The 22742-nt window shown below is 72.4% G+C and carries 22 protein-coding genes; 8 read left to right on the plus strand and 14 right to left on the minus strand.

Features of this window, described 5'->3' with window-relative positions:
* Window positions 1-15 precede the first annotated feature (15 nt).
* From ACZ7L7_RS26905 to ACZ7L7_RS26925, 5 genes are all read right to left on the minus strand, one after another.
* A complete protein-coding gene (locus ACZ7L7_RS26905) occupies window positions 16-579 on the minus strand; it encodes an SMI1/KNR4 family protein (RefSeq protein ID WP_285511951.1) in 564 nt (187 codons plus the stop codon).
* Window positions 569-2020, minus strand: coding sequence for an FAD-binding oxidoreductase (locus ACZ7L7_RS26910; protein WP_472077512.1), 1452 nt, complete (start codon window positions 2018-2020; stop codon window positions 569-571). The genes ACZ7L7_RS26905 and ACZ7L7_RS26910 overlap by 11 nt, the downstream gene beginning before the upstream one ends.
* The gene (locus tag ACZ7L7_RS26915; RefSeq protein ID WP_472077514.1) at window positions 2017-2925 is read right to left on the minus strand and encodes an alpha/beta fold hydrolase; all 909 of its coding nucleotides are present in this window, start codon (window positions 2923-2925) and stop codon (window positions 2017-2019) included. Before ACZ7L7_RS26915 ends, ACZ7L7_RS26910 begins: the two co-directional genes overlap by 4 nt.
* 130 nt (window positions 2926-3055) lie before the next feature.
* The gene (locus ACZ7L7_RS26920; protein ID WP_472077516.1) at window positions 3056-4693 is read right to left on the minus strand and encodes a LuxR C-terminal-related transcriptional regulator; all 1638 of its coding nucleotides are present in this window, start codon (window positions 4691-4693) and stop codon (window positions 3056-3058) included.
* Between the two features lie 405 nt (window positions 4694-5098).
* On the minus strand, window positions 5099-6064 hold the full coding sequence (locus ACZ7L7_RS26925) for a pirin family protein (protein WP_285511947.1): 966 nt from the start codon (window positions 6062-6064) through the stop codon (window positions 5099-5101).
* Between the two features lie 115 nt (window positions 6065-6179).
* On the opposite strand from ACZ7L7_RS26925, the gene ACZ7L7_RS26930 reads away from it, so the two are divergent.
* On the plus strand, window positions 6180-6665 hold the full coding sequence (locus ACZ7L7_RS26930; protein WP_453604658.1) for a MarR family winged helix-turn-helix transcriptional regulator: 486 nt from the start codon (window positions 6180-6182) through the stop codon (window positions 6663-6665).
* The gene (locus tag ACZ7L7_RS26935; protein ID WP_453604660.1) at window positions 6662-7111 is read left to right on the plus strand and encodes a MarR family transcriptional regulator; all 450 of its coding nucleotides are present in this window, start codon (window positions 6662-6664) and stop codon (window positions 7109-7111) included. Before ACZ7L7_RS26930 ends, ACZ7L7_RS26935 begins: the two co-directional genes overlap by 4 nt.
* Here the strand turns inward: ACZ7L7_RS26935 and ACZ7L7_RS26940 are convergent, their stop codons facing one another.
* Window positions 7112-8512 carry a PepSY-associated TM helix domain-containing protein gene (locus tag ACZ7L7_RS26940; protein ID WP_472077519.1) on the minus strand — a complete coding sequence of 467 codons (1401 nt, stop codon included), beginning with the start codon at window positions 8510-8512 and terminating at the stop codon, window positions 7112-7114.
* Window positions 8513-8635: 123 nt separating this feature from the next.
* Here ACZ7L7_RS26940 and ACZ7L7_RS26945 point away from each other — a divergent pair, with 123 nt between their 5' ends.
* A complete protein-coding gene (locus ACZ7L7_RS26945) occupies window positions 8636-9283 on the plus strand; it encodes a peptide deformylase (protein ID WP_471428908.1) in 648 nt (215 codons plus the stop codon).
* Window positions 9284-9308: 25 nt separating this feature from the next.
* Here the strand turns inward: ACZ7L7_RS26945 and ACZ7L7_RS26950 are convergent, their stop codons facing one another.
* Window positions 9309-10031: a hypothetical protein gene (locus tag ACZ7L7_RS26950; protein ID WP_472077521.1), complete on the minus strand. Its 723-nt coding sequence runs from the start codon at window positions 10029-10031 to the stop codon at window positions 9309-9311.
* Between the two features lie 76 nt (window positions 10032-10107).
* On the opposite strand from ACZ7L7_RS26950, the gene ACZ7L7_RS26955 reads away from it, so the two are divergent.
* Entirely contained in the window at window positions 10108-10713 is a 606-nt protein-coding gene (locus tag ACZ7L7_RS26955; protein WP_472077523.1) for an ArsR/SmtB family transcription factor, read from the plus strand.
* A 9-nt stretch (window positions 10714-10722) separates the two neighbouring features.
* On the opposite strand, the gene ACZ7L7_RS26960 is transcribed toward ACZ7L7_RS26955, so the two are convergent.
* Window positions 10723-12156, minus strand: coding sequence for a dihydrolipoyl dehydrogenase family protein (locus ACZ7L7_RS26960; RefSeq protein ID WP_471428905.1), 1434 nt, complete (start codon window positions 12154-12156; stop codon window positions 10723-10725).
* 176 nt (window positions 12157-12332) lie between these two features.
* Here ACZ7L7_RS26960 and trxA point away from each other — a divergent pair, with 176 nt between their 5' ends.
* A complete protein-coding gene (gene trxA, locus ACZ7L7_RS26965; protein WP_285511939.1) occupies window positions 12333-12719 on the plus strand; it encodes a thioredoxin in 387 nt (128 codons plus the stop codon).
* Between the two features lie 3 nt (window positions 12720-12722).
* Here the strand turns inward: trxA and ACZ7L7_RS26970 are convergent, their stop codons facing one another.
* The 4 genes from ACZ7L7_RS26970 to ACZ7L7_RS26985 all read right to left on the minus strand — a co-directional run bounded on the left by ACZ7L7_RS26970 (window position 12723) and on the right by ACZ7L7_RS26985 (window position 17128).
* The gene (locus ACZ7L7_RS26970; RefSeq protein ID WP_285511938.1) at window positions 12723-14159 is read right to left on the minus strand and encodes a benzaldehyde dehydrogenase; all 1437 of its coding nucleotides are present in this window, start codon (window positions 14157-14159) and stop codon (window positions 12723-12725) included.
* A gap of 28 nt (window positions 14160-14187) precedes the next feature.
* Entirely contained in the window at window positions 14188-15366 is a 1179-nt protein-coding gene (locus ACZ7L7_RS26975; protein WP_285511937.1) for a 4-hydroxybenzoate 3-monooxygenase, read from the minus strand.
* Window positions 15367-15383: 17 nt separating this feature from the next.
* Window positions 15384-16397: a LacI family DNA-binding transcriptional regulator gene (locus ACZ7L7_RS26980; protein ID WP_285511936.1), complete on the minus strand. Its 1014-nt coding sequence runs from the start codon at window positions 16395-16397 to the stop codon at window positions 15384-15386.
* Window positions 16398-16462: 65 nt separating this feature from the next.
* Window positions 16463-17128, minus strand: a complete 666-nt coding sequence (locus ACZ7L7_RS26985) for a TetR/AcrR family transcriptional regulator (protein ID WP_285511935.1) — start codon at window positions 17126-17128, stop codon at window positions 16463-16465.
* Between the two features lie 120 nt (window positions 17129-17248).
* Between ACZ7L7_RS26985 and ACZ7L7_RS26990 the strand changes: the two genes are divergently transcribed.
* Window positions 17249-17812, plus strand: a complete 564-nt coding sequence (locus ACZ7L7_RS26990) for an NAD(P)H-dependent oxidoreductase (protein ID WP_285511934.1) — start codon at window positions 17249-17251, stop codon at window positions 17810-17812.
* A gap of 134 nt (window positions 17813-17946) precedes the next feature.
* Here ACZ7L7_RS26990 and ACZ7L7_RS26995 read toward each other — a convergent pair whose 3' ends face one another.
* Window positions 17947-18828 (minus strand): LLM class F420-dependent oxidoreductase, encoded by an 882-nt coding sequence (locus tag ACZ7L7_RS26995; RefSeq protein ID WP_285511933.1) that lies wholly within the window; start codon window positions 18826-18828, stop codon window positions 17947-17949.
* 173 nt (window positions 18829-19001) lie between these two features.
* Here ACZ7L7_RS26995 and ACZ7L7_RS27000 point away from each other — a divergent pair, with 173 nt between their 5' ends.
* Together ACZ7L7_RS27000 and ACZ7L7_RS27005 are read left to right on the plus strand one after the other, a co-directional pair.
* Entirely contained in the window at window positions 19002-19925 is a 924-nt protein-coding gene (locus ACZ7L7_RS27000; RefSeq protein WP_453604677.1) for an FkbM family methyltransferase, read from the plus strand.
* Between the two features lie 46 nt (window positions 19926-19971).
* Window positions 19972-21525: a serine/threonine-protein kinase gene (locus ACZ7L7_RS27005; protein WP_472077527.1), complete on the plus strand. Its 1554-nt coding sequence runs from the start codon at window positions 19972-19974 to the stop codon at window positions 21523-21525.
* Between the two features lie 172 nt (window positions 21526-21697).
* Here the strand turns inward: ACZ7L7_RS27005 and ACZ7L7_RS27010 are convergent, their stop codons facing one another.
* Window positions 21698-22645: a helix-turn-helix domain-containing protein gene (locus ACZ7L7_RS27010; protein WP_472077529.1), complete on the minus strand. Its 948-nt coding sequence runs from the start codon at window positions 22643-22645 to the stop codon at window positions 21698-21700.
* Window positions 22646-22742 lie beyond the last annotated feature (97 nt).

The raw sequence follows: 22742 nt of genomic DNA on the forward strand, positions 1-22742 counted from the left end.
CGGATCAGGAATCGGTCACTCGGCGTCGAACCATTCCTTCTTCTCCGCCCAGTGCCGTACCCATCCCGCGAATCCGGGCTCCGCGCTCGTGCCCCCGAACGGGGTGCCGAACGGGAGGGCACCGACGTCGGTAACCTGCCAGACGTGCCCCCAGTGCGGCCCGGTGACGACGAGATGCCAGTTCATCGCGCACCCGTCGGTGCCCAACACGACCGAGCCGTGGTCGTGCACGTGGCGGATGCGCTGCTCAAGCTCCTCGACCGGGGTCTCCTCGTCGTCCTCCCAGACCCATATCCCCGTCAGCGGGAACGGCCTGCCGAGGTCGCGTTCCTCCGCGTCACCGCCCCAGTCGATCGGCAGCTCCGCCAGGGGCAGCAGCCCGTACGCCGGTGGTCCGGACGGCGAACCGTCCGCTATCTCGGCGACAAAGGTCCGGTACGGCTCGGGCAGGACGATCCCGTGCTCCGCCTCGAAGGCACGGACCGCCTCCCACCCGAGAGCCGGCGCGCCCGTGCCCTGGATGCCGAAGGCGGCACGGAGCGCGGCCAGCTCTGCGGGGTCCGCGTGATCAATGTTCATGGGGCATGGATAGCACCCCGCTCGGACGGATGTTGCGGTTGACCCGGAAGAGGTTGTCGGGGTCGTAGTCCGCCTTGACCTGCTGGAGTCGTTCGTACGTGCCCCGGTACGCGGCGGCGGTTCGGTCGGCGCCGTCCTCGGGCAGTTGGAAGTTGACGTAGTTCCCGCCGGTCGAGAACGGGCGGATCCTCTCCCAGCCCGCCCGGACCGCGCCCACGATGCGTTCGCCGTCGGCCCCCGGGGGCCACACCCCGGAGAAGCCGCTGATGAAGCGGGCGTCCCGGTTGCCGACCGCGCCGCCGTCCTCACCGGCCTCGTTCAGCGCGCCGGCGAGGTGGAAGACGACGGAGAAGGACAGCGGGGAGGCGACGTCCAGGGCGGCGTCCCGGAAGGTGGGGAGGTAGTCGGCGGGCAGGTCCGGGAGGAACTCGGCCTTCCAGTACTGGTTCAGCCCCTTGGGCTCCGTGTCGTCGAGCATGGACTGCTGGGCCGTGTAGGGCTTCTCACCGATGAGGTCGAAGATCGGATCTCCCAGGGCTCTCAGCGGTGCGAGATCGGCTTCGGCGTCCTTGCCGCTGTGGCACACCAACACCCCGGCCACAGGCTTGAGATGCCACTTCTCCGGCACGAACGGCGCGGGTGGCGCGAGCCGTACGACCGCAGCCGCCGTCAGCTCGCGGGGAGCGTTCGCGGTGAGTTCCCGGTACGTCGCGAGGACGTCGTCCACGCGGTCGGCGCTCCAGGCGGCGAGGCCGCCGGTGATGACGGGGCCGACCTCGTGCAGCCGGAAGGTGAAGCGGGTGACGACGCCGAAGTTGCCGCCGCCGCCGCGCAGTGCCCAGAACAGGTCCGGGTTCTCGGTCCGGCTCGCGGCCCTGATCCGCCCGTCCGCCGTGACGATCTCGACCTGCTCCAGGTTGTCGGCGGCCCAGCCGAAGCGGCGCGCCAGATAGCCGAATCCGCCGCCGAGGGTCAGCCCGGCGACCCCGGTCTCGGACACGAACCCGAGCACCGTCGCCAGCCCGTGCCGCTGGGTCGCCCGGTCCACGTCCTGCAACAGGCACCCCGGGCCCGCGTGTGCGAGCCGGGCGGCCGGGTCCACGGTGACCTCCCGCATGCGGGACATGTCGAGGGTCAGCCCGCCGTCGGCGAGTGCGGTGCCGCCGATGTTGTGGCCGCCGCCCTTGACGCTCAGCAGCACACCTTGGTCCGCGGCGAACCGGACGACCGTCGCCACGTCCTCCGCCGAGACCGGCTGGACGACCAGTCTCGGCACCGCGCTGACCATGGCGTTCCAGACCAGGACGGCCTCGTCCCAGCCGTCGTCCCCGGCCGCGAGCAGCGGGCCCGCCAGCCGGGTGCCGAGCTTCTCGATGTGCGTGGCGGTCAGGCCGACGCGACTGTCTTTGAGGCCGGTGACCTCAAGCATGCGCGTGTTCATGGCGTGCCTCCGTTCTCCCGTGACTCCCCCATCGCCGTGCGCAGCGCCCGGAGGAACGCCTCCGGCTGCTCGGCCGCCGGGTCGTCGCGGCAGTCCTCGATCACCTGCAGGGGCCAGCCGTAGCGGGCGCTCGCGGCCTGCGCCGTACGCAGCCGGACCTGGAGGTCGTGGCGGCCGTGGATCAGGTCCGTGGGTACGTCGATGCGGGTGAGATCAGCGGACGCGATCGGCCGCATGCCGACCTTCGGGATGAGGGTGCGCAGTGCCGCCTGGACGCTCGGGGTACGGGCCCGGTCCAGGGCGTAGCCCAGCAACGGCTCCCACTGCTCCCCCGTGCGCTCGCCCACGTGCTCCATGTCGAGGAAGCAGCGCTTGAACACGCGGTCCCGGCTCTTCGCGGTCGGCCGGGCGACGAAGCCCACCATGGGCAGCGCGAAGCTCGGCGCGGGCCGGAACCAGGCCAGGCCCATCGTGTCGACCAGGACGAGGCGGGCGATGCGGTGGCTGTGGTGCACGGCGTACCGCGCGGCGATGGCACCGCCGAGCAGGTGGCCGACCAGCACGGGCGGCCGTCCCCGGCAGGTCCGGTCGATCAGCTCGTCCAGCCAGGTCATGACGGCCTCGCTGTCGAGCAGGCCGTCGCTCACCACCGATTCCCCGTGGCCCGGCAGGTCGGGAACGATCACCCTGTACGTCCTGACCAGGTCGGGAATCACCATGAGCCAGACGGCGGCGAACTCGCCCTGGCCGTGCAGCAGCACGACGGGAGGTCCGTCGCCGCCTTCCAGGACCGCGGTGGAGACGGTCCCGAGCTTGATGCGCCGTTCGGTCAGGGGCATGGCCGCCAGCAGTCGGCCGCGGTACTCCTGCCCGGTGGACGGCTCCCGAGTGTCGTGAGTGCTCATCACGGACTCCTTCCTCGGTGGCCTGTGAGGGTGCCTACTGGCAAGGGTCCGAGTCGGGCAGAGGTGTCCGCTTCGGTCGTATCGACCAATGTGCGGGTGCGCGGCCCGTGGGTATTTCTGCGTACGCGTCCTACACGAGGTCGTGCTCGTAGGCGTACGCCGTGGCGGCGGCCCGTGAGGAGACGCCGAGCTTGGTGAACATGTTGCTGACGTGCCGGGCGACGGTCCTGTCGCTGATCACGAGCCGGTCGGCGATCTGCTGGTTCGACGCGCCGGTGGCGATCAGCCGCAGCACCTCCACCTCGCGCGGGGTCAGGCCGCCGGCGCTCGTCCGCACCGCGTCGCCCATCAGCTCCCGGGCCTGTTCCAGGGCCGGTACGGCGCCCAGCCGCTGGAAGACCTCGCGGGCGGCCCGCAGTTCCATGCCGGCCGTGTCGTGGTCGCCGACCTGGCGGTAGGCGCGCGCCATCTGGAGCCGTACGCGGGCCGCCTCGTAGGGGGCGTCGTTCTCCTGCCAGGCGGCCCATGCCCGGCGCAGGGCGATGCACGCGGCCTCCGGATCACCGGCCGCCAGCAGCACGGACCCGTGTGCGTAGGCGGCGACCGCCCGCAGATACGGCGAGTCGAAGGCGTCCGCGATCTTGCCGAGCTCGTCCACGGCCAGCTGGGCGTCCTCCACGGATCCGGCGGCGAGCTCGATCTCCACGTACCCGACGAGCACCCTGAGCCGCTCCTCGCCTCCCTCGGTCTCGACCAGGGTCCGGCGGACGGCGGCGGTCGCGTCGGCCGGCCGCCCCTGGGCCAGCCGGAGCAGGGCCATCCCCGGTTGCGCGGAGTGCCCCCGGTCGCGGGCCTCGCGGTAGCAGTCCTCGGCCCGGGAGAACTCGCCCCGCAGCCGGAACAGTTCGCCCCGCTGGTACAGCGCCATACCCATCACCGGATCGCCGGGCAGTGCGGACAGGTGCTCGCAGGCCCGGGCCGCCTCGTCCATGGCGTCGGCCCACTCACCGCGCAGTTGCATGATCTCCGACCGGTGCACCAGGCACTGCCCCCGGTAGGGCCGCAGATCCTGCTGCTCGGCGCACCAACGGCTCAGCGCGGCGGTCCACTCCTGCATCCGGCGGAGGTCGTAGATCCCACGGCAGGCGAGGATCACGGCGCAGTAGACGATCCCGGAGACGATCGGCGACACGTCTCCGGTGGTGACCGTCACCATCGCCTCGTCCAGCCGCGCCACCCCCTCCGCCGCCCGCCCCTGCGCCACGAGCGCCTGTCCCTGCCCCAGGATCCCGAAGGCCCGCAGATCGGCGTCGTCGAACCGCTCGGCGATCTCACCGATCTCCACGAACGACCGCCACGCCCCCTCGGGATCACCGCTTTCGAGGGCCCGGACCGCCATGGGGACCTGCAGGAACCCCTGTTCCGCGCAGTCCAGCGCCGCGTTGTCGAGAATCCGCCGGCCCCGTCCCAGCCAGCCCCCGCCCCGGGCGTGCTCCCCTTGCAGGAAGAGCGCCAGCCCGAGCCAGAACCCGCAGCGCACGGCGGCCGCCGTATCCCCTCGGTCGAGGTGCGCGTGATGGGCCCGCTCCCAGGCATCGGTCGCCGCGTCGAGGGCCCCGACCAGGTACGCCGCCTGAGCCAGCCGTTCGAGATCCCCGCTGTCGAGCGGCGCCTGCTGATCCGCGTCCGCCAATTGCTCGTACGCATCCCGCCAGGCCAGCCGCCCGTAAGCCTCCCGGCCCGCCATCAGTGGATCCACGGCGCCCATGAGCACTCCCACCGCCGACCGGCCCCTGTTCGCAGCGTACGCGCGACGTGGGCTCCGCGCTCGCCTCGAATCGGCGGAGGTGTTCGATGACTTCCCTGACGAACTCCGCTCCTCTGGCCGCCCACCGGATCACGCCGAGTGCGAGGAATCTGCGGACGCTGCGGCTGGACGACTCGTTGATCGCCCTGAAGCGCTGGCAGTTGCGGGGCGCGGAGGCCGAACCGCCGGCCGTGTTCGGTGCGACCTGGACAGGCGACCCGGGCGCGCCCCCCGGCGGAGTTCGCCTCCGACTATCCGGGGGCGCCGATGTTCAGCCGGTCTCTCGCCGACAGGCTGGGTGAGCGGCTGGAGAAGGCGGGCCACCTGGTGCCGGTGCCGCATCCGCACCCATGGGGCGTCTGACCCTCAGCGCACCCGCCCCCGCGGCTTGAGCGGCGTCACCGGCAGCTCCGGAGCAGGCAGCGGAGCCCCGTCGTACCCCTTCACCTCGCCGAACCGGGTCCCCTCCATCCAGTCCCGGCGGGCCTGTTCGATCTCCTCCTGGGAGCGGCCGATCCAGTTCCAGAACATGATCAGTTCCTCCTCGAACGGCTCGCCGCCGAGGAGCATCAGGCCCGCCTCGGACTCGGCGCGCAGGGGGAGTTCAGTGCGGCCGCAGCCGAGGTAGAGCATGGAGCCGGGCAGGACCGGGACGCCGTCGACGTGGGCCTCGCCGGACATGGACAGGACGGCGTACTCGAAGTCCGGTTCCAAGGGGAGGCGGACGTCCGCGCCGCGGGCGAGGGCGAGGTCGGCGCCGACGAGCGGGGTGTACGTCGTTCCGGGGGAGGCCGCGCCGTCCAGGGAGCCGAGGATGAGGGTGGCGGTCAGGCCCGGTGCGGTGATGACCGGCAGTTCCGCGTGGTGCTCGAAGTGCGGCTCGGTGTGGCGGTCGCTGTCCGGCAGGGCGACCCAGAGCTGGGCGCCGTGCAGGAAGCGGGCGTGCGACTTGGGGCTCTCCTCGGAGTGGCTGATGGCCCGTCCGGAGGTCATCAGGCCCAGTTCGCGGGGGCGGATCAGCTGGAGGCTGCCGGTGGAGTCGCGGTGCAGAACCTCTCCGTCGTGCAGCCAGCTCACCGTCTGCAGGCCCATGTGCGGGTGCGGGGGCACCTGCATACCGGGCTCGTCGGCGATGTCATCGGGACCGTAGTGATCGACGAAGCACCAGGCGCCCACCATGCGGCGGCCCAGGTTGGGCAGCAGGCGGCGGACTTCGGAGGACTCGCCGAGCTTGACCCGGCGCGGGCTGAGGAGTTCGCGGACCGGCTCCGCGACGACGAAGCCACGGCCGCCGCACACCGCGGGCACGGCCTCGCGATCAAGATTGCTCATGTCGCCCAAAGTAGCCCCGCCGGGGGCACTCCGTCAGTCCGTCATTCCGGGCGGTTTCGGTGACCGGTCCGGAAAATAGTAGCCATGACTATAGTCGCCATGTACTGTATTTGCCATGAGCAAGGGTTCCGAGAAGGCCACACCCGGGTTCCTGGTGTGGCGGCTGTCCACGAAGTGGCGGGTCGCTGTCGACCGCGCCCTCGCCCCGCTGGGGCTCACCCACGCGCAGTACGCGATGGTGGCCTCGCTGTACGGCATGCAGCGCGGCGGAGAGCAGCCCAGCCAGCGACGGCTCGCCGACCACACCGGACTGGAGGCCCTGTACGTCTCCAAGCTGGCCCGCTCCCTGGAGAGCGCAGGACTGCTGGAACGCACCCGGGACCCGCGCGACCCGCGCGCCGTACAGCTCGCGCTGACCGAGCTGGGGCGCGAGCGCACCCGCCAGGCCATCGACGTCGTACAGGGGCTCCACCAGCGACTGCTGGCCCCGCTCGGCGGCCTGGACAGCGAGCGCACCCAGGAGTTCCGGCAGACGCTGGCCACCTTGCTCGACGTACCACTTGATCCCGACGCACCCCTTGAGACCGAGGAGCAGTCATGACCACCACGTCCACTCCCCCGCTCAACCCCCGCGACATCGCCCTCGCGCACTACGCCTCGCGCGCACTGCTGGAGAACGTGCTGGCGCGGCACGGCGCCACCTTCCAGCAGTCCGTCACACTGCGGCTCGTCGCCGTGGCCGACGGTCCGGTCGAGCGGGACGAACTCGTCGACGGTGTCGTCGATTCGCTGAAGATCGACACGGCGGAGGCCAAGGCGGTCGTCGACGAGCTGATCGGCGGAGGGCTGCTGGCACCCCAGGAGCCCTCCGCCGTACGGATCACGGACGCCGGGCGCGAGCTCTTCGGCCGTACGTCCGCCGAGACCGCCCCCATCACCGCGCGGGTCTACGCCGGCATCCCGGCCGAGGACCTCGCCGCGGCCAGGCGGGTGCTGGCCCTCGTCACCGAGCGGGCCAACACCGAACTCGCCGCCCTGGCTGGGTAGTTACCTCGGCTGCGCCGCCGCCCGGCCGCGGCGGTGGGCGATCTCGCCGAGCACGATGTCGACGGCGAGGAACGCCAGCAGGGAGATGCCGAGCAGCGGGACGAAGTAGCCGACGACGGCGACCGCCACCGCCAGCGGCACCAGGATCTGCGGGGGCACCTGCTGCCAGGCGCCGCGCGGGATCGGACGCCCGAAGGCGGAGCCCCGGCCGCGCTGCCACCACATGCGGTAGCCCCAGAGGATCAGCACGATCAGCGCCAGCGCGAGCAGCATCAGGGCGATCTGGCTGACCAGGCCGAACAGGATGCCGGTGTGCAGGTCGATGCCCCAGCGGGTGAGCTTGGCGAGCACCGGGTAGTCGGCGAAGCGCAGTTCGTCGGTGACCTCGCCGGTGGTGGGGTGGACGGCGACGGAGTCCTGCTTGGTGGGCCAGCTGCGCTGGATCTGCCGTACCACGTACGCCGATTCCGCGTCCGCGGGCGGCACGATCTCGACCGGGTCGCCGAGCCCCTTCGCGCGGGCCGCCGCGAGCACCTGGTCCAGGCCGGCACCGTCCGCCGCGCCCCCGGTGCCGCCGGACGAGGCGGCGCCGTGCCCGGAGTGGTCGCCCGCGCTCGCCGAGACCGACGGAGTCGCCCCGCCGAGCGAGGTGCGCAGTTCGTCGATGTTGGCGCCGGTGTACTGCGACCAGGTCAGCCCGGTCGCCGACAGGAACAACAATCCGGCCGCCGCCCAGGCGCCGACCGTGCCGTGCAGGCCCAGGGTGCGGCGGCGACCGGACGTGCCGCGCAGCTTGCGGCGGGTCCGGCGGCGGGAGAACCACAGCACCAGGCCGCCGAGCGCGACCACCCACAGCCAGCTCGCGGCGAGCTCGCTGTACCAGCGCCCCGCCTCACCGAGCCGCAGATCGCGGTGGAACTCGTCGATCCAGGTGCGCAGCGGCAACGCGCCGGTGGAGCCGTACTGTTCGAGCGAGCCGCGCACCTCGGCGGTGTAAGGGTCGACGAAGACGGAGAGGGTGTGGTCCTCGTCGACGCCCTCGACGCCGGAGAGCATGACCCTGGTGGTCGCGTCGTCCTCGGGTGAGGGGCGTACGGCGGCGACCGTGCCCTCGGGGTGCGCCTTGCGGGCGGCGGCGACCTGCTCGGAGATCGGCAGCTTCTTTTCGCCTACGGGAGCGGTCAGTTCATGTGCGTACACCACCTTCTCGGCGGGAAAGGACGCCGCGTACAGGAAGCCGGTCGCGGCGGCGACGAGCAGGAACGGCGCGATGAGCACTCCGGCGTAGAAGTGCAGCCGCAGGATCAGCGGGCGCAGGGGCGCCCAGGTGCGGCCGCCCTGCGCCGGGGCTGAGCCGGAGGGTGGGGCCTCGTCCTTGGTGGTCGAGGGAGCGGTGGACATCGACGGGCCTCTCCTGACTGGGGGGTTGCGTAGCGGTCCAGTAGTCGGGCCGCACCCCGCCCGAGTTCCCGACCGCCAAAGTGACCTGCATCACACCCTCCCGCGCCATGGCATCCTGACCCGATGGCATCCCCCACTGATCCCGCGCCCCTGGTCGACCTGGTCGAACAACTCCTCTCCACGGACGGTCCGTTGCCGATCGTCGCGGCCGGCGACCCGGTACTGCGGCGCGGAACCGAGCGCTACGACGGTCAGTTGGGCCCCGCCCTGCTGGCCCGCCTCATCGAGGCCATGCGGCTGACCATGCGCACGGCGCCCGGCGTCGGCCTCGCGGCCCCGCAGATCGGCGTGCCCCTGCGGATCGCCGTACTGGAGGACCCGGCACCGGTGTCCGAGGAGGTGCGGCTGGCCCGCGGCCGGGTGCCGCAGCCGTTCCGGGTGCTGGTCAACCCGTCGTACGAGCCCCTCGGCGCCGAGCGCGCCGCGTTCTTCGAGGGCTGTCTGAGCGTGCCCGGCTGGCAGGCGGTGGTGGCGCGCCCCGCCCGGATCCGCCTGACCGGCGAGGACGAGCACGGCCAGTCCCTGGACGAGGAGTTCACCGGCTGGCCCGCCCGCATCGTCCAGCACGAGACGGACCACCTCGACGGCACCCTCTACATCGACCGCGCCGAGCCCCGCTCCCTCTCCTCGAACCAGGCGATGACGGAACGCTGGACCCAGCCGACTCCGAAGGAGGCCGCGGCGGCGCTCGGGTTCGAGTTGCCGGGCTGAGCCGACCCGACGCCGACCGGAGCCTCTACTTGTAGGGCCGGATCGCCACCGTGACAGCCATGTCGAAGGAGTTCGCCCCCGACGCCGACGGCAGGCCCAAGGCACGGTCGAGTATCCGGCCCAGGTGTCCGCAGCCGCTGGTGCGCGGGGCGGTGAACTCCGTGTCCTGGGCGCCGAAGGCCACGACCAAGGGGTTCGGGGATATCACTCGGGTGGGCTCGGTGTCCTTGAGTATCAGGTGGATCGGGGCGGCGTCGCGGCCCACCGAGCAGCCCCGCGGAAGGACCGGCAGGCCGTGCGTCGGGCGCACCGCGAACGTGATGGCGAACTCGCCGCGTCGGGTGTCGTCGGACTCGAAGTCGGAGTGGCCGCCGTACTGCGGAGTCAGGGTCAGCGGCGTGCGCCCGACCCGGACGGGCGCGGCCTGCATCTCTCCGAAGACCTGGGCGAATGCGCCGTTCACGCGGCCTTCGGCGAAGGTGATCCGCATCGGCTCGGCGAGGGGCACGTCGACCGTGCCCATGCGCAAGTGGCCCGTGGCGTGCATGACTTCGCAGCGCCAGGTCCCAGGGTCCGCTCCCGCGGGGAATTCGTCGACCGTCGGGCACGCGGAGAAATCGAACTCGGGCGGGCCCGAGGCCCGTTCACCGCCGTGCGCGGGCGCGGCACCCAGGCAGAGCCCGGCCAGCAAGGCCCCCACGGCGGGCAGCACAGCTCGGTTCGTTCGGCTCAGTCGCTTCGTCTTCATGCGTCGAGCATTGCAGAGACATCTCTGCAGAGGAAGGTCTGCAGAGAAAATTCCGCCGTCCGGGTAGACTGCCGCCATGACGCAGGAGCAGGAGCGGGGTACGGACGAACAACCAGCGGACGTCGGCACGCGCCGCACCGTCGACAGTCCCCAGGTACTCAAGGCCCTCGCGCACCCCCTGCGCCTGCGCATCCTGCGCCACCTCGGCGCGAAGGGCCCGGCGACCTCGACGACGCTCGCCGCCGCGCTCGGCGAGAACACCGGGACGCTCAGCTATCACCTGCGCATGCTGGAGCGCGCCGGGCTGATCGAGGACATTCCGGAGCGCTCGGGCGGGCGGGAGCGCTGGTGGCGCGGGGTGCGCGGGCTGGACATCCGCCGCCCGCCGCAGGGGGAGCTGACGGACGCCGAGCGTGCTCTGTCGGCCGAGCTGGACCGGCTGAGGCTGGAGGAGGACGTCGAGCTCGCGCGGAGGTTCACCGCGGAGCAGGCCGGGTCCGAGGGCTGGATGCGGGGGTCACGCAGCCTCGTCCACCTCACGAAGGACGAGCTGAACGCGCTGCACGACGACTACTTGGCCCTGCTCGCCCGCTACGCCCGCGGACCCGAGGAGGCGCCCGCGGACGCCCGCCCCGTACTCCTGCGCTGGTTCGGGCTCCCCGCGGACCCGGAAGGGGACTGAGCCGACCGGTCAGTTGTCCCGGTACGTCTCCAGCAGCCGCAGCCACACCTCGCTGATCGTCGGATACGACGGCACCGCGTGCCAGAGCCTGCTGAGCGGGACCTGCCCCGCGACCGCGACGGTGGCGGAGTGGATGAGTTCGCCGACGCCGGGGCCGACGAAGGTGACGCCGAGGAGGATCTCGCGTTCCACGTCGACGACCATGCGGGCGCGGCCCCGGTAGCCCTCGCCGTAGAGGTAGGCGCCGGAGACGTTGGCGAGGTCGTAGTCGACGGCGCGGACGCGGTGGCCCGCCTGTTCGGCCTCGGCGAGGGAGAGGCCGACGGCCGCCGCCTCGGGGTCGGTGAAGACGACCTGGGGGACGGCGGCGTGGTCGGCGGTGGCGGCGTGCGCGCCCCAGGGGTCGGTCTCCAGGAGCGGCACGCCCGAGGCGCGGGCGGCGATCGCGGCGCCCGCGATGCGGGCCTGGTACTTGCCCTGGTGGGTGAGGAGGGCGCGGTGGTTGACGTCGCCGACGGCGTAGAGCCAGTCGCTGCCGGTGACGCGGAGGCTGTCGTCGACGGGGAGCCAGGAGCCGGGCTCCAGTCCGACGGTGTCTAGGCCGATGTCCTCGGTGTGCGGGGCGCGGCCGGTGGCGAAGAGGATCTCGTCGGCCTCGATCCGGTCGCCGCCGTCGGTGACGACCACGACGGTGCCGTTCTCGCGGGTCACCGACCGCACGGAGGTGCCGGTGCGCACATCGGCGCCCGCCTCGGTGAGGCCCTCGGCGACCAGTTCACCGGCGAACGGCTCCATGCGGTTCAGCAGGCCCTTGCCCCGCACGAGCAGGGTGACCTGCGAGCCGAGTGCCTGCCAGGCGCAGGCCATCTCGGTGGCGACCACTCCCCCGCCCACCACGACCAGGCGTCCCGGTGCCTGCTTGGCGCTGGTGGCCTCGCGGCTGGTCCAGGGCCGCACCTCGGCGAGTCCGGGCAGGTCCGGCAGGACGGCACGGGTGCCGGTGCAGACGGCGACGGCGTGCCGGGCGGTCAGGACGCGCTCGGTGCCGTCGGAGCCGGTCACCGTCACCGTGCGGGGGCCCGCGATGCGGCCGTGCCCGCGGTAGAGGTCGGCGCCGACGCTGTCCAGCCAGCGGACCTGGCCGTCGTCCTTCCAGTGGGCGGCGACCTTGTCGCGCCGGGCCGTGACCTGCGCGGTGTCGAGGGGACCCTGCACGGCGGCGCTCAGGCCGGGCAGGCGGCGGGCGTCGGCCTGGGCGATGACCGGGCGCAGCAGGGCCTTGCTGGGCATGCAGGCCCAGTAGGAGCACTCGCCGCCGACCAGTTCGCTCTCCACGACCGCGGTGGACAGACCGGCCGCGCGGGTGCGGTCGGCCACGTTCTCCCCCACGGGCCCGGCTCCGATGACAACGACGTCGTACGCGATGGATTCCGATTCCGTCATGGGGTCAGTCTGGTGGGTGGTGTGCGCCGTGGCCACACGGGTACGAGCGCCGGAGCATGACGGTTCGCGAACGGATCGCCGCCCCTCGGGCGGGGCAGTGCGCGAGCGGAATACCTGCCCGTCCGACCGTGTTGTGCGGACGGCTTCGCCCCCGACCCAGGAAGTGGGAACACGCCATGAGCAGCACCGTGGAGCTCACCAAGGAGAACTTCGACCAGATGGTCACGGACAACGAATTCGTCCTGATCGACTTCTGGGCGGCCTGGTGCGGTCCCTGCCGGCAGTTCGCCCCGGTCTACGAGAAGGCCGCGGAGGAGAACCCCGACCTGGTGTTCGGCAAGGTGGACACCGAGGCGCAGCCCGAGCTGGCGGCGGCCTTCGGTATCCAGTCCATCCCGACGCTGATGATCGTCCGCGACCAGGTCGCCGTGTTCGCGCAGCCGGGTGCCCTGCCGGAGGCCGCCCTCGCGGACGTCATCGGGCAGGCCCGCAAGCTCGACATGGACGAGGTCCGCAAGGCCGTCGCCGCCCAGCAGGCGCAGGCCGAGCAGAACGGCGAGTAGGGCTCAGAACGGGTACGGCGCCACGTCGCCGCGCACCGTCGTCCAGCGCAGGTCGGTGAAGGCCTCCAGGTTGGCCTCGCCGCCGAAGCGGGCGCCGGTGCCGGAGGCGGCCGTACCGCCGAAGGGCGCGACGGCCTCGTCGTTCACGGTCTGGTCGTTGATGTGCGCGATGCCCGTCGGGATGCGCTCGGCGAGGTCCAGGCCGCGGGCGGCGTCGGCGGTGACGATGCCCAGGGACAGGCCGTACGGGCTCCGCGCGGCCAGGGCGGCGGCCTCCTCGACGGTGTCGAAGGGGCGTACGGGTGCGACCGGGCCGAAGACCTCCTCCGCGTAGGCGGGGGTGTCGTCGGAGACGTCGGCGAGGACCGTGGGCCGGTAGAAGAGGCGGTCGTGGGTGCCGCCGGCGGCCAGTTTCGCGCCGTTCGCGGCGCTGGACCCGACCAGGCCGTGCACCTTGGCGAGCTGGCCCTCGTCGATGAGCGGGCCGAGGTGGACCTGGTCGCGGTGCGGGTCGCCGACCGCGAGGGAGTCGGCCTTGGCGGCCAGCCGCTCCACGTACTGCGGGTACAGCGACCGGTGCACCAGGTGCCGTCCGGTCGTCATGCAGATCTGGCCCTGGTGGAAGAAGGAGCCCCAGGCGGCGGTGGAGATCACCGCGTCGATGTCGGCGTCCTCCAGCACGACGAGCGCGGAGTTGCCGCCGAGTTCCAGGTGCGCGCGCTTGAGGTGGCGTCCGGCGGCCTCGCCGACGGCCCGGCCCGCCGCGGTGGAGCCGGTGAAGGAGATGACCGGCACCTGCGGGTCGGTGACCAGGGCGGAGCCGGTGTCGGCGCCGCCGGGCAGGACGTGCAGCAGGCCCTCGGGCAGGCCCGCCTCGGCGAAGACCGCGGCGAGGGAGAGGCCGCCGCAGACGGCCGTGCGCGGGTCGGGCTTGAGGACGACCGCGTTGCCGAGGGCGAGGGCGGGGGCGACGGAGCGGATGGAGAGGATCAGCGGGGCGTTGAACGGGGCGATCACCCCGACCACGCCGACCGGGACCCGGCGGGTGTAGGACAGCCGGGGCGCCTCGCTGGCCAGCACCTGCCCGGCTGGGCGGGAGGCGAGTGCGGCGGCCTCGTAGCACTCCTGGGCGGCGACGTGCAGTTCGAAGTCGGCCTTGCCGGGGATGGAGCCGGACTCCCGGACCAGCCATTCGCGCAGTTCGTCGGCGTGTGCGGTGAACAGGTCCCCGGCCCGGCGCAGTACCCCGGCGCGCACGAAGTGCGGCTGCCGCGCCCATTCCGTCTGCGCCCGTCGGGCGGCCTCGGCGGCCGGGGCGACGTCCTCGGGGGATGCGAGGGTGACCGTGCCGAGGGCCTCGCCGGTGGCGGGCTCGGTGACGGGGTGCTCACCGCCGTGGAGGGGGTTCGGCTGCCAGGACTTCGGGTCGAGCAACGACATGACGGCTCTCCGTTCGTCACCGCGGGACTCACTCGGGGAGGGGAAGTCCCGTGTAGTTCGCCGCCAGTTCGGCGGCCGCGTGGCGGGATGCGGTGATCCGGCGCAGACGTGCGAGCTGCATCCGTTCGTCGAACGCATCCCCGTCTGGTTGAGCGTGCAACATCTTAGTCATGTCGTACGAGAATCGGGTCGCCTGCCACACGCGCGAAAGACACACGTCCGAGTATCTGTCGATCAGTTGGGTCTCGCCTGTGGAGTGCCGGCGGACCAGGGCCCGGCTGAGCAGCCGGACGTCGGAGACGGCGAGGTTGAGGCCCTTGGCGCCGGTCGGCGGGACGATGTGGGCGGCGTCCCCGGCGAGCAGCAGACGGCCGTGACGCATCGGCTCGTGGACGTAACTACGCATGGGGGTCACGGACTTCTCGACGACCGGTCCGCGCTTGAGGGCCCAGTCGGCGTCGATGGCGAAGCGGGCGTCGAGTTCGTCCCAGATCCGGTCGTCGGGCCAGTCGGCGGGGTCGGCACCGACCGGGACCTGGAGGTAGAGCCGGGACACGGTGGGCGAGCGCATGCTGTGCAGGGCGAAACCGCGCTCCCCGCGCGCGTAGATCAACTCCTCGCAGGAGGGCGGGACCTCGGCGAGGATCCCGAGCCAGGCGTACGGGTGGTCGTGGGCGTACTCTCGGCGGACGGCGGCCGGGACCGCCGCGCGGGACACCCCGTGGAAGCCGTCGCAGCCCGCCACCCAGTCGCAGGTCAGCGTCTCCTCCCGGCCCCCGCGCCGGAACCGCACCACCGGCCGGTCGCTGTCCGCGTCCTCCACGGCGAGGGCCTCGGCCTCGAACAACAGCGGCGGCCCGTCGGCGAGTTGGAGTGCGACCAGGTCCTGGACGATCTTGGTCTGCGGGTAGATCGTGACGGTACGGCCACCGGTGAGGGAGGGGAAGTCGATGCGGTGGCTCTCGCGCGCGTACCTGAGCTCAATGCCCCGGTGGACCATGCCCTCGGCGTCCAGCCGGTTGGCGGCCATCGCCTCCCGCAGCGCGTGGACGGTGCCCTGTTCCAGCATGCCCGCGCGCTGGCGCTGCTCGACGTACTCCCGGCTGCGGCTCTCCAGGACCACGCAGTCGACCCCGGCGCGGTGCAGCAGACGGGCCAGGAGCAGCCCGGCCGGGCCGCCGCCGATGATGCCGACGGTCGTACGCATTGGGTTCCTCCCGTGCGTCAGCTGGAGTCACGGTGCACTACCGATGCTCCCAGGACCTTGCGCGTCTCGGGTGCCGCGGCGGGGTCGCGTACCGCCCGGTCGACCAGTTCGGCCAGGTCACGGCCGGACGGCAGCTCGATGTGGACCGTGCTCAGGCGGGGTCTGAGCAGCCGCCCCAGCATCAGGTCGTCGGCGCCGACCACGGCCGTCTCCTCGGGCACGCAGACGCCCTCGTCCTGTAACGCGCTCATCAGCAGCATCGCGTATTCGTCGTTGTAGGCGAACACGGCGTCCAGGCCACGTGCGCGCCAGTCGGCGGCGAGCCGGGCGGCGGCCCCCTCGTCGTAGCCGAGCGGGAGCTCCGTCACGGTGGCGTCGGTGCCGGTCAGGGCCCGGCGCACGCCGTCGAGCCGGGGTACGGAGAAGGCCTCCAGGCCGTCCTCGGCGGGTACGACGACGCCGATACGGCGTCGGCCGCGCTCGTAGAGATGCCGGGCCGCGGCGAATCCCACGGCCGAATGGTCCATCTGGAGGGCGTGGGCGCCCTCGACGCACTCCGGGCCGACCGTGACGACGACCCGGGCGCCGGAGCGCTTGAGCACCGTCACGCCCTGCGGGCCGAGCCCGGAACCGGGCACCAGGACGGCCACGGGGCGCAGCTCGGCCCAGGCGCGGGCGGCCTCGTCGCCGTGCAGGCCGACGCTGCCGTACTGCACGACGGTGTAGTCGAGGCGGCCGAGGGCGGACTGGAGTTCTCGGATGAAGCGGCTGTAGAGCGGGCCGACGGGGAAGGCGGGGGCGGGCATGAGGACCATACGGCTGTGTCCGGCGCGCAGGGAGCGGGCCGCCGCGTGCGGCACGTACCCGAGTTCCTTGGCCGCCTCGTGCACCCGGCGGCGCGTGGGCTCACTGATCCGTACGGCGCTGGTGTTGTTCAGGACGTAGGAGACGGTCGCGCGCGAGACCCCGGCCAGCCGGGCCACATCGGCGCTCGTGGGGACGGAACGCGGCGTTTTCGGTATCTGCACCATGACGTACGGCATCTTTGCAGAAACTGTGAACGTCCTTGTGGGCGGGGCCGGTTGGGCGGAGGTGCTCAGGCCGACGGCGCGGACCGGGTGAGCCGGTCGACCAGATCAAGCCAGCCCGCCTCGACGCGGTCGGCCGGCATGCCGCAGATCCGGGTGCGGTAGTGGATCATCGACGGGTCCAGGTACTGCATCAGGGTCAGGGCGAGGAGTTCGCAGTCGGCGTCGGGGACTATCTGGCGCAGCAGAATCAGCACATGGCCGCGCAGGAAGCGGCGGGGGGCGTTGGAGTAGCGGCGTTCGGCCGACGGCTCGGCGGCGAGCTGGAGGTCGAGTTCGTCGGCGGAGCGGCGCAGCAGGGCCAGACCGAACGCTTTCAGCCGTTCCAGGGGCGGTGCCCCGGGCCCGAGCGGGGCGGGGCCGGTGATGACGGCGGCCTGGAACTTCTTCTCGGTGTGGTCGAGCAGCGCCGCGAGCAGTCCGGTGCGGTCGCCGAAGCGCCGGAAGACCGTCCCCTTGCCGACCTTGGCCGCCGCGGCCACCGCCTCCATGGTCACGCAGGACGCGCCGTGCTCCGCCACCAGCTTCCCGGCTGCCTCCAGCAGCCGGGCCCGGTTGCGGGCGGCGTCGGCGCGCAGGCAGGGCTCGTCGTCCGGCGAGCCGAGCTGCAGCAGTTCGGGCGCGTCGGCGGGGGGCTCCTCGTGGCCGGGAAAGGGCGGCAAGGGCGCGGACATGAAGCCAGCGTAAAGCATCGGGAATGAAACTGGACCGTGGTCCGCTTAAGGTGCTAGAAACTAAACGGACCACGGTCCGATTGGTCCCCCCGACCGCTTGTCTCACTACTGGAGTCCCCCATGTCTGTTCGCATCCTCGCGCTCGTCGGCAGCCTCCGCGCCGGTTCCCACAACCGTCAGCTCGCCGAGGCGGCCGTCAAGCTCGCACCCGAGGGTGCCGAGGTCGAGCTCTACGAGGGCCTGGCCGAGATCCCCTTCTACAACGAGGACATCGACGTCGAGGGCAGCGTCCCGGAGCCCGCCGCCCGGCTGCGCGCCGCCGCGCAGGCCGCCGACGCGTTCCTGCTGTTCTCCCCGGAGTACAACGGCACCATCCCGGCCGTTCTGAAGAACGCCATCGACTGGCTGTCCCGCCCCTACGGCGCCGGTGCCTTCGGCGGCAAGCCGGTCGCCGTGGTCGGCACCGCGTACGGCCAGTACGGCGGCGTGTGGGCGCAGGACGAGACCCGCAAGGCCGTCGGCATCGCGGGCGGCAAGGTGCTGGAGGACGTCAAGCTCTCCATCCCCGGCTCGGTGACCCGATTCGCCGAGACCCACCCGGCCGACGACAGCGAGGTCGCGGCCCAGCTGACGGAGGTCATCGCGCGCGTGCACGGCCACGCGGGCGCGGCCGCTGCCGCCTGACCCGGCGCATACGAGCGGGGCGGGAACCGAAGGGGTTCCCGCCCCGCTCGTGCGGTCCTCAAGCCCTCAGGCGGCCCTCTGAGGCGTTAGGAGCGGTTCCCGCCCCGCTCGTGCGGTCCTCAAGGGTCCCGCGCTCAGTCCAGCTCGGCCAGCCGCTCGACCGCCGCGGCCGCGAACGTCTCGATGTACGCCGCCGCCTCGCCCGTGGTCGGAGCCAGGATCACCGTGTCGATGCCGAGCTCGGCGTAACCGCCGATGTCGCGGGTGAAGGCGTCGAGGTCGCCCTTGGTCGCGGATTCGCCCGCGTAGAGGAGGGTCCGGCGGATCCGGTCGTAGTCGCGGCCCTCGGTGTCGCAGTGGCCGCGCAGGACGTCGAGCTTGTGGGCGATCTCCCGCGGGGTCGTCGCGAACAGGTTGCAGGCGTCGGCGTGGCGGGCGACCAGGCGCAGGGTCTTCTTCTCTCCCCCGCCACCGATCATGATCTCCGGGTGCGGGCGGCTCACCGGGGCGGGGACGCACAGGGTCTCCGCGAGCCGGTAGTGCCGTCCCTCGAAGGGGCCGTTGCTCTCCGGGTCCCACATCTGGCGGCAGATCCGCAGGGTCTCGTCCAGCCGCTCGAAGCGCTCGGCGAGGGGCGGGAACTCCACGCCCAGGCCCAGGTGCTCACGGTCGTACCAGGCCGCCCCGATCCCCAGGGTGGCCCGGCCGCCGGAGAGCACGTCGAGCGAGGTGACGATCTTCGCCAGCAGACCGGGGTGGCGGTAGGTCACGCCGGTGACCAGCGCGCCGAGCCGGACCGTGGAGGTGTGGCCGGCGAGATAGCCGAGGGTCGTGTACGCCTCCAGCATCGGGGCCTCGGCGCCGCCGTTGGACTCCATCTGGAAGTAGTGGTCCATCACCGACAGCCAGCTCACCCCGGCCGCCTCTGCGGCGCGGCCGGCCGCCGCGAGTTCGGCGCCCAGCGCGGGGCCGCCCCCGGGGTGCTCAAACCGGTTGATGTGCACGCCCACCCGCATTGCCTTCTCCGCTCACCCGGACCGCCGTCGACGCCGACGACGCTAGTTCCTGGAGCGCTCTCGAAGTCAAGCGGAATTCCGGCGCGCGGTCGGCGTGTTGAGACGGGTGAGGAAACCGGGGAAAGCGTTTCAAACAGGGGACCGAATCCGGTCAACTCTGTCAGGGTAGGCGGATGCAGACCCTTTACCGCAGACTGCTCCAGCTGATGCCGCGACTTGGTGTGCGCGTGACGGACCTGGCTCCGGGAACGGCCCTGCTCTCCAGACGCGGCCGGTACACCGTGAAGCCCGCGGGCAAGGACGCCTGGCTGGTGCTGCGCGGCCCGTCCAAGGCATGGACCAGTGTTCCGCTGGGTGACAGCGGGGCGCAGCTCGTCCTCGGCGAGAAGTCCGCGGCGGACGAGCGCAAGCTGCAGATGGCGGCGTCGGAGTACCTGTGCACGCAGCACGTCACCGCGATGTTCCGGCTGTACGGCGTCAACTGCGTGCTGGACGTGGGTGCGAACCACGGTCAGTACGCCAAACGCCTGCGCAGACACGGCTACCGGGGTCGGATCGTCTCCTTCGAGCCGACGGCGGAGGCCTTCGCGCGGCTGAGCAAGGCGGCCGAGAACGATCCCGCATGGCACGTGCGCCATTGCGGGTTGGGCCGCGAGGAGTCCACGGCCGAGATCCACGTCGGCTGGAACACCATGAACTCCCTTCTCCCGGCGAGTGATTACGGCCGCGACCGCTACAAACGCTTCCACACCACCCGCACGGAGGAGATACTCGTCCGGCGCTTGGACGACGTACTCGACGAGGCTCTCGACGGCATCGACGACCCGCGTCCCTTCCTGAAGATGGACACCCAGGGCTACGACCTGGAGGTGTACGCCGGGGGCGGTGAGCGGATCGCCGACTTCGTGGGCCTGCAGTCGGAGGTCGCCGTGCTGCGGCTGTACGAGGGCAGTCCGCCGATGAGCGAGTCGGTGGCCACGTACGAGGCGGGGGGCTTCGAGATCACCGGTATGTATCCGGTGACGCGGGAGGCGGCCACCGGGCGCGTGGTGGAATTCGACTGCGTGATGATGCGGCCCAAGGCTCTGGCCGGGTAACTGTGGGCCGTGGGCCGACAGTTACCGGAAGGCAGGGGGACAGCGGGTGCCGGAGCAGTGGGCGGGGCCGGTTCGGCCCGGGGAGCGGATCGGGCCGTACACCGTGCTCGCCGAGCTGGCCAGCGGCGGCATGGGGCGGGTGTATCTGGCCCGCTCCCCCGGTGGGCGCACGGTCGCCGTGAAGACGCTGCTGGCCTCCGACGACGGGGGCGTCGTGCCCGAGGCCGACCGGCGCCGGTTCGCCCGGGAGGTGGCGCTGGCCCGGCGGGTGCGCGGGGTGTACACGGCGAGCGTGGTGGACGCCGACGCCGAGGCGCGGGTGCCGTGGATGGCCACGGAGTACGTACCGGCGCCGTCCCTCCAGGCGCTGGTGGCGAGCCAGGGGCCGCTGCCGCCGGACGGGCTGCACTGGGTGGCGGCCGGGATGACCGAGGCGCTGGTGAGCATCCATGACGCCGGTCTGGTGCACCGGGACGTGAAGCCGTCCAATGTGCTGCTGCCGGAGGACGGGCCCCGGCTGATCGACTTCGGGATCTCCCAGGCCGCCGACCTCACCCGCACCAGGGCGGCGCTCGGCACCATCGCCTTCGCCGCCCCCGAGCAGGCCCGGGGCGAACCGACGACACCGGCGTCGGACGTGTTCTCGCTGGGCGCCACACTCTTCCATCTGGCCACCGGCCGCAGCCCGTACCGCGACATGGGCCAGGGCACCGCGATGGAACAACTGGTCCGGGCCACGGAGGGCGACCTCGACCTGGCCGGGCTGCCGCCCGAGCTGGACTTGCTGATCCGGCCCTGCCTCTCCCTCGACCCGGCCGCCCGCCCCGAGCCGCGCGAGCTGCTGACCCGGGTCGGCGCCGTCATCGCGGCGCGTCCCGGGGCCGGCGGCGCCGCCGACTGGCTGCCGACCGGCTGGTCCACGGCGATCGAGCGGCACCGGCGGCGGCGCACCGAGGAGGCCGACGCGGCGCAGCGCCGGATCGACCCGGACGCGGTCACCGAGCACACCCCGCGGCGCGGCGCCCCCACGCGGGTCCTGCCGGGCGCGGTCACAAGGAGCCCGCGCACGGCTCGTTGGGCCGCGCTGAGCCTGGTCGTCCTCCTCGCGGGTGGCGGTGTCGTCTACGCCCTCCAGGGCGACGGGGACGGCTCCGGCGGCTCCGGCTCCCCCGATCCGGTACGGCAGGACCTGCGGCTGGCGATGGTGGAGGAAAGCCAAGAGGGCACCTGCACCGACGCGTTGGCGCCGCCCACCTTCCACGACGCCGAGCAGAAGGTCTGCTACCGGATCTCCACGCGGGCCGAGGACCGGATGAGCGTCACCCAGCTCAAGGACGTGGAGGCCACGTACGACACGCGCCTCCCCGCCTGGGTGGTCCGGATGACGTTCCGGGACGCCGACGCCAAGCTGTTCACGTCCCTCACCGAACGCGCGGCGCGGCGCCAGGCACCGCAGAACCAGATCGCCATCGTCCTCGGCGACCGCCTCATCAGCGCCCCGTCCGTCGCCGCCGCCGTCTCCGGCGGTGTGGTGGACATCAGCGGCGACTTCACCAGAGCCGACGCGGAGGCCCTGGCCAAGGAGTTGGGGGCGTCCTAGGGTCTGTCGTCACATTCCCGTCGTCCGCCCGGAGGGCGGGCCGCGCGGCGGCTGGTGCGTGCGATCGCAAGGCGCCGGAGTGCCCGCGTGGCGGAGTCACGTGGGCGCTCCGGCAACGCGGCGATCGCGCGCACCAGCCGCCGCGCGGCAGGCGGGAATGTGACGACAGACCCTAACCCGGGTGGGCGGCGCGGAAGGTGCGGCGGTAGGTGTCCGGTGGCACGCCCAGCGCGCGGTGGAAGTGGCGGCGCAGGGTCGTGGCCGTGCCCATGCCGGTGGCGGTCGCGATGGCGTCGATACCGGCGTCGGTGGTCTCCAGCAGCTCCTGGGCGCGGCGGATGCGCTGGGTGAGCAGCCACTGCAGCGGGGTGGTGCCGGTGGCGGCGCGGAAGTGGCGGGTCAGGGTGCGGGAGCTGGTGCTCGTCCGGCGGGCCAGGTCCTCGACGGTCAGCGGCTGGTCGAGGCGCTCCATCACCCAGGGCAGCAGCGCGGCGAGCGGGTGGTCGTCACGGGCGGGCACCGGCGTGCTGACGAACTGGGCCTGGCCGCCCGCCCGGTGCGGGGGCACCACAAGTCTGCGGGCGACCGTGTTGGCGATGGCGGAGCCGCGGTCCTGGCGGACCAGGTGCAGGCACAGGTCGAGGGCGGCGGCCTTGCCCGCCGAGGTGAGTACGGTGCCGTTGTCGACGTAGAGCACGTCCGGGTCGACCGTCACACGAGGATGGCGCTCGGCCAGGGCGTCGGTGTGCGCCCAGTGCGTGGTGGCGCGCAGGCCGTCCAGCAGGCCCGCCGCGGCCAGGACGAACGCGCCGGTGCACAGGGAGGCCACCCGGCCGCCCGCCTCGTGCGCGGCGCGGACCGCGTCGACCAGGTCCGCGGGCGGGGGCACGTCGATGTCCGCCCAGCCGGGCACGATCACCGTGTCGGCGCGCGCGAGCCGGTCGAGCCCGTGGTCGGGCTCCACCAGGAAGCGGCCGACCCGCACCGGGCCGGACCCGCACACGCTCATGTCGTACCAGGGCCCGGGGACCGCATCGGGCGCGGAGCCGAACACCTCCTGGGCGATGGCCAGTTCGAAGTGAAGCATGCCGTCGGTGAGAGCGAACGCCACGGAGTCCATGTCCGTAATTGTATGGGCAGTGTCGTTCCAGACACTCACATTCGTGTGATCCCCGCGGCCAGGATGGATCTCATCAGGTCCTTCGAGAGCGGGGAGT

This window comes from Streptomyces sp. NPDC110618, from assembly GCF_055657065.1.